Here is a 13,865-nt window from a genome sequence, read left to right as displayed (position 1 = left end):
GACCTCGTCCGCCCCGGCGGCGGCCGCTCCCGCGCCGAAGCCGTCGCCCACCGCCGCGCTCGAGCCCGCTCCCGCCATGAGCGCCAAGGCGCATGCCTCGCCCTCGGTGCGTAAGTTCGCGCGCGAGCTCGGCGTGGATCTCGGACGCCTGAGCGGGTCCGGTCCGAAAGGCCGCATCCTGCACACCGACGTGCAAGGCTTCGTGAAATCGGTCATGTCCGGCGCGGCCGCTTCGCCGGCCGCCGCCGCGCCGGCTGCCAAGGGCGGCGGCGGTCTGGACCTGCTGCCATGGCCGTCGCTCGACTTCTCCAAGTTCGGCGAGACCGAGCTGCAGCCGCTGTCGCGCATCAAGAAGATCAGCGGCCCGAACCTGCACCGCAACTGGGTCATGATTCCCCACGTCACGCAATTCGATGAAGCGGACGTGACCGAGCTCGAGCAGTTCCGCAAGGACTCCAACGATGCCTTCGCCAAGTCCGGCGTGAAGTTCACGATGCTGGCCTTCGTCATCAAGGCCAGCGTGGCGGCACTGAAGAAATTCCCCATCTTCAACGCCTCGCTCGACGAGAAGGGCGAGAACCTCATTCTCAAGAAGTTCTACAACATCGGCTTCGCCGCCGACACGCCGAACGGCCTCGTGGTGCCGGTGATCAAGAACGTCGATGCCAAGAGCGTGTCGCAGATCGCCAAGGAAATGACCGACCTGTCGGCGCAGGCGCGCGACGGCAAGCTCAAGCCCGCCGACATGCAGGGCGCGAGCTTCACCATCTCGTCGCTCGGCGGCATCGGCGGCACGGCATTCACGCCCATCATCAACGCGCCGGAAGTGGCGATCCTCGGCTTGTCGAAGTCGTCGATCAAGCCGGTGTGGGACGGCAAGCAGTTCGCCCCGCGCCTGATGCTGCCGCTGTCGCTGTCCTATGACCACCGCGTGGTCGACGGCGCGATGGGCGCGCGTTTCGCCGCCTATCTCGCCGAGGTGCTGGGCGACATGCGCAAGACGCTGCTGTAGGCGAAGGCCGGGCGCCGGACGGGCAGGGAGGCGATGCATTGCTTCCTGTCCGGACGGGCGCGGCGCCCGCGTTCGCCGGAACCCGCCTGCCGCCTTCCTGCTGACGGAGAAAAACAATGACCACCTGCGTTGTCGTCAAGAAGAACAACGAAGTCGCGATCGCCTCGGATTCCCTCGTCACCTTCGGGGACACGCGCCTGTCCCATGCCTACGAGATCAACGAAAAGATCTTCCAGGTCTGCGATTCCTGGGTCACGCTGGCCGGCACCGCCGCCCACTTCCCCGTGATGCGCAAGCTGCTGACCCAGATGGGCGAGGAGTGCAAGCTCGGCAGCCGCGAGGAGGTGTTCGAAACCTTCTCCCGCGTCCACGAGATCCTGAAGGACAAGTACTTCCTCAATACCAAGGAAGACGAAGACGATCCCTACGAGTCATCGCAGATCACCGCGCTGATCGCCAATCCGCAGGGCATCTTCGGCGTGTACTCGTACCGCGAAGTGTTCAGCTTCGACCGGTTCTGGGGGATAGGCAGCGGCCGCAATTTCGCGCTCGGCGCGATGTACGCGGCGTACGACGGCAAGCACAGCGCCCGCGAGATCGCCGAGATCGGCGTGCAGGCCGGCGCGGAATTCGACAAGAGCACATCGGGCCCGTTCCGCATCTACACGGTGCCGATGAAGAACCAGTGAAGTGACCCCGCCGATGCTCCTCCCCCGCCGGGAGAGGGCGCCGGTCAGAGAGAAAACGGAGAAGAAGATGAGCATGACCGAAGTGAAAGTCCCCGACATCGGCGACTTCAAGGAAGTGGAAGTGATCGAATTGCTGGTCAAGCCGGGCGACACGGTCACGGTCGACCAGTCGCTGATCACCGTCGAGTCCGACAAGGCCAGCATGGAAATCCCCTCCAGCCACGCCGGCGTGGTGAAGGAACTCAAGGTCAAGCTGGGCGACAAGGTGTCCGAGGGTAGCCTGCTGCTGATGCTCGAGGCGGATGGCGCCGCGTCCGCGCCGGCACCCGCGTCCGGTGCAGAGGCCAAGGCCGCCGCCGCCAATCCTCCCGCCGGCTACGGCTCGTCCACGCCGGCCGGCGCAGCACCCGCGCCCGCACCGGCCGCGGCCGCGCCTCAGGCCGCTTCCTATTCCGGCGGCGCGGACATCCAGTGCGACATGCTGGTGCTCGGCGCCGGCCCCGGCGGCTACTCCGCCGCCTTCCGGTCCGCCGACCTCGGCATGAACACGGTGCTTGTTGAAAAATACGCCACGCTCGGCGGCGTCTGCCTCAACGTCGGCTGCATTCCATCCAAGGCGCTGCTGCACGTGGCCGCGGTGATCGACGAGACCGCCATGATGGCCGCGCATGGCGTGACCTTCGCCAAGCCGGAAATCGACATCGACAAGCTGCGCGCCTACAAGGACAAGGTCATCAAGAAGATGACCACCGGCCTGGCCGGGATGGCCAAGTCGCGCAAGGTCAACGTGGTGCAGGGCGTGGGCCAGTTCCTCAGCCCCAACCACCTCGAAGTCACCGCCGCCGACGGCAGCAAGAAGACGGTGCAGTTCCAGAAAGCCATCATCGCGGCCGGCTCCGCCGTGGTGAACCTGCCCTTCGTGCCGCAGGATCCGCGCATCGTCGATTCGACCGGCGCACTCGAACTGCGCCAGGTGCCCAAGCGCATGCTGGTCATCGGCGGCGGCATCATCGGCCTCGAGATGGCGACGGTGTACTCCACGCTCGGCGCGCGCATCGACGTCGTCGAAATGATGGATGGCCTGATGCAGGGCGCCGACCGCGACCTTGTCAAGGTCTGGCAAAAGTACAACGAGAAGCGCTTCGACAAGATCATGCTCAAGACCAAGACGGTCGGCGTCGAAGCGCTGCCCGAAGGCATCAAGGTGAGCTTCGAAAGCGCCGCGGAAGGCGTTGCCGCGCCCGAGCCGCAGCTCTACGACCTGGTGCTGGTGGCGGTGGGCCGCAGCCCCAACGGCAGGAAGATCGCCGCCGACAAGGCCGGCGTCGCCGTCAACGAACGCGGCTTCATCCCGGTCGATGCGCAGATGCGCACCAACGTGCCGCACATCTTCGCCATCGGCGACATCGTCGGGCAGCCGATGCTGGCGCACAAGGCGGTGCACGAGGCCCACGTCGCGGCCGAGGCGGCGCAGGGCGAGAAATCCTACTTCGACGCGCGCGTGATTCCGTCGGTGGCCTACACCGATCCGGAAGTGGCCTGGGTCGGCCTCACCGAGGACGAAGCCAAGGCCAAGGGCATCAAGCTGGAGAAAGGCCTGTTCCCCTGGGCGGCGAGCGGACGCGCGGTCGCCAACGGACGCGACGAAGGCTTCACCAAGCTGCTGTTCGATGCCGAGACGCATCGTATCGTCGGCGGCGGCATCGTGGGTACGCATGCGGGCGACATGATCGGCGAGATCGCGCTGGCCATCGAGATGGGAGCCGATGCGGTGGATATCGGGAAGACGATTCACCCGCATCCGACGCTGGGTGAGTCGATTGGGATGGCGGCGGAGGCGTTCGAGGGGGTGTGTACGGATTTGCCGCCGGTACGGAGGAAGTGAGGTTGAGGGAGGGGTGATTTGGTCGTCCCCGGCCGAGGCTGTCATTTGCGCGTAGGTGTTGCGGTTTTTTCTCCGGTGAACCGGTTTAGGCTCCCACTCCGTGGGGACTTGCCGGGACTGGCCCCGGCGGGCCAGTTCATTTCTTTGGACTCGCCCCCTAGGCGAGCCCCACGAAACGAACCAAAGAAAAGCGACCCCTGCCGTCGCCCCTGCGGGGTCCCCGAAAGGGAGGACGGCCAAGCGGGAAGCGTGGAAACTCGCCTGCGGCTCAGACAGCCACGCTTCTCTTTCCCGCTCGTCCGCCCTCCCTTTCGGCGACGTCAGAAGGGACTACGCGGGCTCGCCTTCGGCATCGCGTGACCGCGAATGCGATGGCTACGACTACGATCACCGCTACGACTACCGCAACCGCGCCCTGACTACCAAGCTCCCTCCCTTTCAAGGGGAGGGTTGGGGTGGGGATGGGTTTCCGCCGTGATCAAAGGACAGCTTTGAATTCGACAGCGAAATAAATACTGTTCTCTACATGCGACCGAAACCCATCCCCACCCTAGCCCTCCCCTTGAAAGGGAGGGGACAGGGCGGAGGGTGCTTGAAAGGACGGAGGTGCTGATTCGTCTGCGGCACCGTGCTCCCCGTCGTCGGGACAAACCCGAGTCATGCCGATGCGACAGGAGGGCGAGTCATCGAATGCCTTCCAGGCGCTTACTCAGGCAGAGAACGGCATCCCCTCAACCCATCGAACAAGGTCACTCGAAGTAACTCCCAAATGGGTGTTGAAGCAGCTTTCTTTGGGTACTTTCGTAGGGCCCGCCTAGGGTCTGCTGATAAAGAAAGTACCTGGGCCGCCGGGACCAGCCCCGGCTAGTCCCCACGGAGTGGGAGACGCAACCGGGTCACCGGAGAGACGTACGCAACCGCCGTTGAAATGGGATCCCCGCCTACGCGGGGATGATAGGAGCATCCCCTGTCGATAAAGGCAGCCCCGAACGCCAACTCCATCCTCAACCCCCCACCGCAACCAGCAACCAAACAACCACCCCATCTCACCTCAAATAAGCATCCCCCCGATACCTCTCCATGTGTATCCCCGGATTCGCCAACGGCTCCCATCCATACTTCGCATACAAGCCGCCCGCAGACGACGTCGCGAGGTTAAACCTCCTCAACCCCTGCAGATCGCGATGCGCCAGCACCGCTTCCACGAGCAGGCGGGAAATCCCGCGTCCGCGATGCGCCTCCACCACGAACACATCCGCCAGGTAGCCGAAGGTGGCACGATCGGTCACGACCCGGGCGAAGCCTACCTGCCTGCCCTCCTCATAGGCGCCGAAGCAGAGCGAGTTGTCCATCGCGCGCCGCACCACGTCAAAGGGAATGCCTTTCGCCCAGTGCGACTCTCCTGACAAGAAACCATGGATCACCTGCATGTCCAGCAGCGCCGGATCGTCGGAAACGATGATCCCCATGGCATCAGACCTTGTCGATCTGCGCGATGACGCCGGAGAGCATGGAAATCATCTGGTCGATTTCCTCCTTCGTCACGTTCAGCGCGGGCATGAAGCGCAGCAGGTCGGGACGCGGCGAGTTCAGCAGCAGGCCCGCCGGCTCGAGGTCACGCGCGATCTCGACGATCTTCGGGCCGATGTCGCGGCCCAGCTTGAGCGCGCGCAGCAAACCCTCGCCGCGTTCACCATCGAGGCCATGCTTCTCCGAGAGCTGGAGCAGTTGCTGGCGGAGATAGGCGCCCTGGTCCTTGACCGATTGCAGGAAGCCGGGCTTCAGCAGTTCCTTGAGGATGGCAGCGCCGATCGCGGTTGTCAGCGGGTTGCCGTTGTAGGTGCCGCCCTGCTCGCCGGCTTCGAACAGCGACACTTCCTGCTTCGCCAGCAGGGCCGCGAGCGGCACGCCGCCGCCGATGCCCTTGCCGAGGGTCATGATGTCGGGCTCGATGCCGGAGAGCTGGTAGGCGAACAGTTCGCCGGTCCGGCCCATGCCGGCCTGCACTTCGTCCACGATCAGCAGCAGCTTGCGCTCGCGGGTCAGCGTGCGCAGCGCCTGCATGAATTCGCGTGTGGCGGGGATGACGCCGCTCTCGCCCTGCACCGGCTCCAGCATCACCGCCACCGTCTTGTCGGTGATCAGTTTCTCGACGCTGGCGATGTCGTTCAGCTCGGCCTTGGGAAAGCCCGGCACCTGCGGCGCGAACATCGTGTCCCAGCCTGCCTTGCCGCTGGCGGACATGGTGGCCAGCGTGCGGCCATGGAAGCCGTGGTTGAAGGTGATGATCTCGTAGCGGTTCTCGCCGGCGGCGTTCTTGTTGACCTTGCCGTACTTGCGCGCCAGCTTGATCGCGCCTTCGTTGGCTTCCGCGCCGCTGTTGGCGAAGAACACGCGGTCGAAGCAGGAATTGTCAGTGAGCAGGGTGGCCAGCTCGATGGAGGGCGCGTTATAGAACGCCGGCGACGGGTTGATGAGTTTCTTCACCTGCTCGGTGGCGGCATCGACGATGCACTGCGGCGAATGGCCGAGACAGTTCACTGCCCAGCCCTGCAGGTAGTCGAGGTAGCGCTTGCCCCGGTGATCGGTCAGCCACATGCCTCGGCCCTCGGTGAAGACCAGCGACGGACGATTGGTGATCTGCATGAGGGTATCGACATTGAACCGGCTGAATTCCATTTCCACTCCTTAAAGATGACAACGATGAAAGAGACAACGACAAAACACGGCGGCAAAAAAAAAGCCACAGGGGCAACCTGTGGCTTGGTGAGCATCGAATGCTTACGGCATGCACGGTTTCCCTGGCTGGGGCAGCAGGGAACGGCGTCGCAAGGAGGTCGAGGCTTTGGTATTCATGGTGACCAAGTGTAAGGCGTTTTCCGCGGTGCGTCAAAGCGTTTTTTCGCGGCGCCTCGCCGGCTGAGTCAACCGCCGACGCCTTGCACCACGTCGCCGGACACGGTCTTCGCCAGGTCTGCTTCCGAGGTGAAGGAATCCGCGTAGAACTCTTCCTCCGGCAGGGCGCAGGCCTCCACGAAGTCCTTCTTCGCCGAGTCCACCACCACCGGCGCGCCGCAGGCATAGACCTGGTAGCCCGACAGGTCCGGCAGGTCATCCATCACGGCGCGGTGCACGAAGCCGGTCCGGCCGGTCCAGCCATCCTCCGGCAAGGCATCGGACACCACCGGAACGTAACGGAAGTTCGGCACGGTGCGCGTCCATTCCTCGCACATGGCGTGCATGTACAGGTCCTTCGGCCGGCGGCCGCCCCAGTACAGCACCATGGGACGCTTGCTGTTCTTGTGGATGGCTTGCTCGATGATGGCCTTGATCGGCGCGAAGCCGGTGCCGGAAGCCAGCAGCACCATGGGCTTCTCGGAATCCTCGCGCAGGAAGAAGGTGCCGAGCGGCCCTTCGAAGCGCAGGATGTCGCGCTCCTTCATGTTGTTGAACACATGGTCGGTGAACACGCCGCCGGGCATGTGGCGGATGTGCAGGGTGAGGTGCTCGTCGAGATGCGGCGCGTTGGCCATGCTGTAGCTGCGGCGCTTGCCATCCTTGAGCAGGAACTCGACGTACTGTCCGGCCTTGTATTGCAAGCGTTCGTTGGCCGGCAGCTGCAGCGACATCACGACCACGTCGTCGGCCACTCGGTCGATCTTCGCCACGCGCGTCGGCAGCTTCTTGATCGGGAATTCGCCGACGCCCAGCACCTCGCGCGCCTCGATCACGATGTCCGTGTCGGGCTTGGCGCAGCAGAACAGCGACAGGCCCTTTTCTTCCTCGGCCGCGGTGAGCGCCTTCTCCTGGTGGGCGCGATGGGTCACCTTGCCTTCGAGCAGCTTGCCCTTGCAACTGCCGCATGCGCCGTTCTTGCAACCGTAGGGCAGGCCGACGCCCGCGCGCATGGCCGCCGCCAATACTGTTTCGCCGTCCTCGCAGACGAATTGCCGACCGCTCGGCTGAACTGTTACCTGGAAAGTCATACAATCCCGATGATGAAAAACATGCACACAAAAAACGCGGCAACGCCGGTAATCGGCAGGCCGCGCTTGCTGATCCTGGGCTGCGGCGACGTCGGCATGCGACTCCTGCCGCTGGTGACGCCGCGCTTCCGCGTGTTCGCCGTCACCAGCCAGGAAGCGCGCCGGCAAGAGTTGCGCGACGCCGGGGCCGTTCCCATCGTGGCCGATCTCGACCGGCCGGAAACCTTGGCCCGCCTGGCGGGGCTTGCCCGCGCGGTGATCCACCTCGCGCCGCCGCAAGGCGATCGGCCGATGGACCGCAGAACCAGAAATTTGACCGCCATTCTACCTGAGCGGACGACGCTGGTTTATGTCAGCACCACCGGGGTATATGGCGATTGCGGCGGCGAAGTGGTTCCCGAAACCCGGCCGGTGCGTCCGCGGAACGCCCGCGCGGCGCGGCGCGTCGATGCTGAAGCATGGCTGCGGCGCTGGGCGCGGCGGACCGGTGCGCGCCTCTCCATCCTGCGCGTGCCCGGCATCTACGCCACCGACCGCCTGCCGCTGGAACGGCTGCGCAAGGGCACGCCCGCCCTGCGGCCGGAAGACGACGTCTACACCAACCACATCCATGCCGACGACCTGGCGCGCATCATCGCCGCAGCCCTGTTCCGCGCCGCGCCGAACCGCGTCTACCACGCCTGCGACGACACCCGGATGACGATGGGCGCTTACTTCGACGCGGTAGCCGATGCCTTCCGCCTGCCGCGGCCGCCGCGCCTGGGCCGGTCGGAGCTCGCGCAGGCGGTGTCGCCGATGTTGCTCTCGTTCATGTCGGAATCGCGCAAGCTGACGAACGACCGCATCAAGTCCGAGCTTGGGGTGAAGCTGGCCTATCCCGAGGTCGGCGACTTCCTGCGCGCCCATTGCGCGCAGGATCCGGCCGTCCAGGAAACTTGAAAATACGCTTGACCTTCCCATCATGGTAAGGTGAATACTGGTCGAACATTCAACGGCACGTCGCCAGTTCTCCAGGACATCTCGTCATGAGCACCACGCCAGCCAACACCATCGTTTCCTCGCCGCATGCCCCGGCAGCGAGCCATGTCGAGCCGGGCACCGGGCAAGAGTTCCAGTTCGGCATCGAGGGCATGACCTGGGCCTCCTGCGTCAATCGCGTCGAAAAAGCCTTGCGGGCCTTGCCCGGCGTTTCCCGCGCCGACGTCAACCTCGCTACCGAGCGCGCCACCGTGATCGCCGCGCCGCCGACCGGGTTCGGCGACCTGAGCGCGGCCGTCGAAAAGGCCGGCTATGGCATCGCGGTCGCGGAAACCGATCTCGACATCCAGGGCATGACCTGCGCTTCCTGCGTCAACCGCGTGGAAAAGGCACTGCGCAAGGTGGACGGCGTAACCGAGGCGACCGTCAACCTGGCGACCGAAACCGCCCACATCCGTCATGCCGCCGGCCTGTCCGCGGGACAGCTCGCCGCCGCGGTGGAAAAGGCTGGCTATGCGGCAAGTCCGCACCTGTCCGCGCCCCAGGCGGCGGAGGGGGGAGGGCAGGCGGTTCCGGCCCGGGATCCGGAGTTGCTGCGGGTGCTGCTGGCCGCCGCCTTGTCGCTGCCCCTGCTCGCGCCGATGCTGCTCGCCCTCGCGGGCACACACTGGATGCTGCCGGGATGGGCGCAATTGGCGCTCGCCACGCCGGTGCAGTTCTGGCTCGGCGCGCGTTTCTACCGCGCCGGATGGAAGGCGCTCAAGGCCCGCACCGGCAACATGGACCTGCTGGTGGCGCTCGGCACTTCGGCCGCCTACGGCCTCAGCCTGTACCAGCTCGCCTGGCTGGGCGACGAAGGACATCACCTGTATTTCGAGGCGGCCGCCGTGGTCATCACCCTGGTGCTGCTGGGCAAATGGCTGGAAAGCCGCGCCAAGCGCAGGACGGCATCCGCCATCCGGGCGCTGCAAGCCCTGCAGCCCGCGGTGGCGCGCGTGCGCCGCGACGGCCGCGAGCAGGACGTCGCCATCTCCAGCATCGCGGTCGGCGACATGGTGGTCGTGCGGCCGGGCGAACGCATTGCCGTCGACGGCATCGTTGCCGAGGGCGCGAGCCATGTCGATGAATCGATGGTCACCGGCGAAAGCCTGCCGGTCGCGCGCCAGGTGAACGACAAGGTCACCGGCGGCGCCATCAATGCGGAAGGCTTGCTGGTGGTGCGGACCACCGCGATCGGCGCCGAGACGACCTTGTCGCGCATCATCCGCCTCGTGGAAAGCGCGCAGGCCGCGAAGGCGCCGATACAGCGCCTGGTCGACCAGGTAAGCGCGGTGTTCGTGCCGGTGGTGCTGGTCATCGCCTTGGTGACACTGCTTGCCTGGTGGCTGTCGGGCGCCGGCACGGAACAGGCCATCATCCACGCGGTCGCCGTATTGGTGATCGCCTGCCCCTGCGCGCTCGGGCTGGCGACGCCGACCGCGATCATGGCGGGCACCGGCGTCGGCGCGCGCCACGGCATCCTCATCAAGGACGCGCAGGCGCTCGAGACCGCGCATGCCGTCAAGGCGGTCGTGTTCGACAAGACGGGTACCCTCACCGAAGGCAAGCCGGCGCTGGTGCAGGCGCTGCCGCATGCTTCGTCGTTTCCGGATCGCGCCGCCTTCCTGCGCGTCGCGGCCTCGCTCCAGCAGAACAGCGAGCATCCCCTGGCGCGCGCCGTCATCGCGGCGGCGTCGGAGGAAGGCATCGCGCCCGTGCCGGCCAGCGCCGTGTCCGCCTTGCCGGGGCGCGGCATCGGCGGGCGCGTCGACGGCAAGGATTACCGCCTTGGCAGCACCCGGCTGATGCAGGAACTGGGCGTCGACACCGGGCCGCTGGCGGCGGAAGCAGCCGCCCTGGAAAAACAAGGCCACACCATTTCCTGGCTGGCTTGCCTGGATGACGAAGCAGGCAAGGGCAGGGCGCGGCTGGGCGGCATGCTGGCCTTCGGCGACCGCATCAAGGCGTCGGCGTCGCGGGCCGTCGGCGACCTGCATGCGCTCGGCATCCGCACCGTGCTGCTGACCGGCGACAATGCCGGCAGCGCGCGCGCCGTGGGTGAAGCGCTCGGCATCGCCGAAGTGATCGCCGAGGTGCTGCCCGCGGACAAGGCCGCGCATCTCAAGCGTTTGAAGCAGGCGCACGGCCGCGTGGCGATGGTGGGCGATGGCATCAACGACGCGCCGGCGCTGGCGGAAGCCGATGTCGGCATCGCGATGGCGACCGGCACGGACGTCGCCATGCAGGCCGCCGGCATCACGCTCATGCGCGGCGATCCGGCGCTGGTGGCGCAGGCGATCGACATCTCGCGGCGCACCTACGCCAAGATCCGCCAGAACCTGTTCTGGGCGTTTTTCTACAACCTCATCGGCATTCCGCTGGCCGCGCTGGGCCTGCTCAATCCGGTGATCGCCGGCGCGGCGATGGCATTCAGTTCGGTCAGCGTGATCAGCAACGCGCTGCTGCTCACGCGCTGGAAACCCGGGAGGACGACATGAACATCGGACAGGCGGCGAACGCCTCGGGCGTCACCGCGAAAATGATTCGCTACTACGAGAGCATCAACCTGATCCGTGCGGGCAAGCGCACGGACGCCGGCTACCGCGTGTACGGCGAGAAGGACGTGCACACGCTTCGCTTCATCAAGCGCGCGCGATCGCTGGGATTTTCGCTGGAGCAGATCGCAGGCCTGCTGTCGCTGTGGCAGGATCCGCAGCGCGCGAGCGCCGACGTGAAGCACATCGCCGCGCGGCATATCGATGAGCTCGACCAGCGCATCCGTGAAATGACGGAGATGCGCGATACCCTCGTGCATCTCTCGCATGCCTGCGCCGGCGACAACCGGCCGGACTGCCCCATCCTGCAGGGCCTGGCCGATTGTTGCGAGGGTTCTACATGACGTGGCTCGACCTCACCGGATAACCGGCTTCTTCCACCGCCGAGGCGATGCGCTCGACCGGGGCGGACGTCTGCACCGTGACTTTCTGCTGGGACAGGTCCACGTCGACGGTGGCATCATGGTCCACCTCCTGCACGGATTTCGTCACCGCGTTGACGCAATGGCTGCAGCTCATGCCGCTGACTTGAAGTTCGATCATGCTGTGCTCCTGTGTTCGTTGGGAATGTCAGTCTGACAGGAAGGATGCTAAAGCATTCCAGCGTGGGAAGGTCAAGCGCGAACCGAGGGCGATGAGCCAAAAACAAAAAGGGCGGCCACGGGGCCGCCCTTTCCTTGATGCACCCGGGTGCGGGAATTACTGGATGGTCAGCGTGCCCTGGAAGCCGTTGCCGCTCACCACCGGCTGGTCCGTGCCATTCAGCTGCACCACGACGTTGCCCACCGGAGCGCCGCCCGCGCGCATGGTGACGTTGGAGATCACGTACTTGAACACCAGGCTGCCCTTGATGCCCTGCAACGGCGTGAAGACCGCGCCGTTGGCCGCTGCTGCGGCGTTGAGCACCGCGCCGGTGTTGAAGTTCACCACGTTGTTGGTGACCGTCAGCAGGTTGGCGGGGATGCTCGGCAGCGTGACGTTCGCGGCCGTGCCGGCGCTGTTCCTGCCATAGACCAGGACCTTCGCGCCTGCCGGGACGGACGCAGTGACCTGGTTGTTGGCATCGACCGCGAGGTTGGCCTGGTCGAGCACGATCTGGATCGACTGGCCGTTGGCCGCGGGCGAAGTCAGCTCGAAGGCGATGCTGACCGGAATCGTCTTGGAGCCGGTGGCCGGCTTCACGCCGTTCGGGTCGACTTCCACGCCCACGGTGTCGATGCTGTTCGGCGTGGCGCCGTTGAAGGTGATCTGGTTGCCGGCCAGCGACGGCAGGTCGTAGCCGGAATTGCCGTTGATCTGCACCACGTTCGCGACCACGTCGAAGTAGTTCGACGGCTGGTTGACGATGCTCGGCTCCACGCCGACCGATACGCCGGCCGCCGTGCCCTGCACGTCGATGTCCTGCGTGTACTTGGCGATCGCGGCGGCCTTGCCGGTGGTCGCGGCGGTGGCGACCTGGGCCAGCGAGGTTCCTGCATTGCCGAGGTTGATCAGCGTGTTGGAAGAGATCAGCAAGGGCAGGGCTTGCACCGCGAGGTCCGCGACGGTGGTGTCGCTGGCCCAGGTGCGCGCCAGCGCGTCGGAGTAATCGGCGCTGGCCAGGGTCTGCGCTTCGGCGGCGATCGCCGGGGCGACCAGGGCCGACACGTTGGCCGGCTTCAGCAGGGCCGCGCCGGTCTTGGTGACGCTCAGGCTGGCATCGGTGGAAGCGGCGACGTTGGCGATGGCCTGCGTGACGATCGACGTCACCAGGGGCGTGCTGACGGCGCCGGTGCTGCCGATGAGGGCGGTGCTGGCGCTGCCGTTGAGCACGCTGCCTGCCGCCTTCGCGGTCTCGGCGTAGATTGCGCGGGCCTGCTGCTGGGTGCCGATGCCGGTCAGCGCGCTGATCGTGTCGGCGATCTGCTGCACGACCTGGTTGACCGCAACGGTGCGCTTGAGGGCGTCGGCGTTGGTCGGCGCGCCGGCAGCACTGCGCGCGCCGACGTCCAGCGTGGTCAGGTTGGTTGTGCCGGGAAGGCCGAGGCTCGTGGCGGCGGCGGCGGCGGTCAGCGAGCTGCCTACCAGAAGCGTCGTTGCCGGGCTGACGACGGTGCTGCCGGCCGGTGCCTTGAGCATGCCGCGGAAAGGCAGGGTGGTGCTGCTGTCATTGCCGCCCATGGCGACGATGGTGCCGGTGCAGGCCGCGGCGAAGGTGAACTCGCCTTGCGCGCCGGTCACTGCGGTTGCTTCGCCGGCGTCGCGCTGGCCGTTGCCGTTGGCGTCGCAGAACACCACGGCGTTGCTGATGTAGCCATCGACGACGCGGCCGGTGGTGGTCGAGGCGGCGGTTGTTCCGGTACCGGTACCCGTGCCAGTTCCGGTGCCGGTGCCGGTGCCGGTGCTGCCGGTACCCGTACCGGTTCCGGTTCCAGTGCCTGTACCGGTGCCAGTGCCGGTGCCGGTGCTGGTGTCGCCGGCGCCTGCCGTCGGCTGCGACGGCGAGTCGGAACCGCCACCGCCGCAAGCGGCGACGAGCAGGGCGACGGCCAGGGAAATCAAGGTTTTTTTCTGCATGAGCATTTCAAGTCTCCATCAGTGAACGAGCACGTTGTTCATGGACGAACCGGCCACCGGTCAACAGGGATGCGCCTCGCGCATGCCTGCTGGTGCTGTCATCGCGGGTCGCGGCCGAAGGTCCTCGTCCAAGGCAATGTCAATATAAAAAGTCGTGCCGGAATC

The 13,865-nt window shown here is 66.1% G+C and carries 11 protein-coding genes; 6 read left to right on the top strand and 5 right to left on the bottom strand.

Features of this window, described 5'->3' with window-relative positions:
* From G3574_RS09075 to lpdA, 3 genes are all read left to right on the top strand, one after another.
* Nucleotides 1-1,012: 2-oxo acid dehydrogenase subunit E2 (locus G3574_RS09075; RefSeq protein ID WP_205609720.1), on the top strand; the 1,012-nt coding region annotated here is incomplete at its 5' end.
* Between the two features lie 116 nt (nt 1,013-1,128).
* The gene (locus tag G3574_RS09070; RefSeq protein WP_163962210.1) at nt 1,129-1,701 is read left to right on the top strand and encodes an Ntn hydrolase family protein; all 573 of its coding nucleotides are present in this window, start codon (nt 1,129-1,131) and stop codon (nt 1,699-1,701) included.
* 67 nt (nt 1,702-1,768) lie between these two features.
* Entirely contained in the window at nt 1,769-3,586 is a 1,818-nt protein-coding gene (gene lpdA, locus G3574_RS09065; protein ID WP_163962208.1) for a dihydrolipoyl dehydrogenase, read from the top strand.
* Between the two features lie 1,046 nt (nt 3,587-4,632).
* Here lpdA and G3574_RS09060 read toward each other — a convergent pair.
* The 3 genes from G3574_RS09060 to G3574_RS09050 form a co-directional block, all read right to left on the bottom strand.
* Entirely contained in the window at nt 4,633-5,055 is a 423-nt protein-coding gene (locus G3574_RS09060) for a GNAT family N-acetyltransferase (protein ID WP_163962206.1), read from the bottom strand.
* 4 nt (nt 5,056-5,059) lie between these two features.
* On the bottom strand, nt 5,060-6,265 hold the full coding sequence (locus tag G3574_RS09055; protein WP_163962204.1) for an acetylornithine transaminase: 1,206 nt from the start codon (nt 6,263-6,265) through the stop codon (nt 5,060-5,062).
* Between the two features lie 245 nt (nt 6,266-6,510).
* Nucleotides 6,511-7,572 carry a CDP-6-deoxy-delta-3,4-glucoseen reductase gene (locus G3574_RS09050; protein ID WP_163962202.1) on the bottom strand — a complete coding sequence of 354 codons (1,062 nt, stop codon included), beginning with the start codon at nt 7,570-7,572 and terminating at the stop codon, nt 6,511-6,513.
* 12 nt (nt 7,573-7,584) lie between these two features.
* On the opposite strand from G3574_RS09050, the gene G3574_RS09045 reads away from it, so the two are divergent.
* The 3 genes from G3574_RS09045 (at nt 7,585) to cueR (ending at nt 11,488) form a co-directional block, all read left to right on the top strand.
* On the top strand, nt 7,585-8,511 hold the full coding sequence (locus G3574_RS09045; protein WP_163962233.1) for an NAD-dependent epimerase/dehydratase family protein: 927 nt from the start codon (nt 7,585-7,587) through the stop codon (nt 8,509-8,511).
* 86 nt (nt 8,512-8,597) lie between these two features.
* Nucleotides 8,598-11,087, top strand: coding sequence for a heavy metal translocating P-type ATPase (locus G3574_RS09040; RefSeq protein WP_163962200.1), 2,490 nt, complete (start codon nt 8,598-8,600; stop codon nt 11,085-11,087).
* Nucleotides 11,084-11,488, top strand: coding sequence for a Cu(I)-responsive transcriptional regulator (gene cueR / locus G3574_RS09035; protein WP_163962198.1), 405 nt, complete (start codon nt 11,084-11,086; stop codon nt 11,486-11,488). The genes G3574_RS09040 and cueR overlap by 4 nt, the downstream gene beginning before the upstream one ends.
* Here the strand turns inward: cueR and G3574_RS09030 are convergent.
* Both G3574_RS09030 and G3574_RS09025 read right to left on the bottom strand, forming a co-directional pair.
* Nucleotides 11,481-11,687, bottom strand: a complete 207-nt coding sequence (locus tag G3574_RS09030) for a heavy-metal-associated domain-containing protein (RefSeq protein WP_163962196.1) — start codon at nt 11,685-11,687, stop codon at nt 11,481-11,483. The two genes, cueR and G3574_RS09030, sit on opposite strands and share 8 nt — an antisense overlap.
* Before the next feature lie 156 nt (nt 11,688-11,843).
* Nucleotides 11,844-13,700 carry a hypothetical protein gene (locus tag G3574_RS09025; protein ID WP_163962194.1) on the bottom strand — a complete coding sequence of 619 codons (1,857 nt, stop codon included), beginning with the start codon at nt 13,698-13,700 and terminating at the stop codon, nt 11,844-11,846.
* Between the last annotated feature and the right edge of the window lie 165 nt (nt 13,701-13,865).

This window comes from Noviherbaspirillum galbum, assembly GCF_010974945.1.
Lineage (GTDB): Bacteria > Pseudomonadota > Gammaproteobacteria > Burkholderiales > Burkholderiaceae_D > Noviherbaspirillum > Noviherbaspirillum galbum.
The sequence above is the reverse complement of the archived record's forward strand: the minus strand, read 5'-3'. Positions and strand labels throughout refer to the sequence as shown.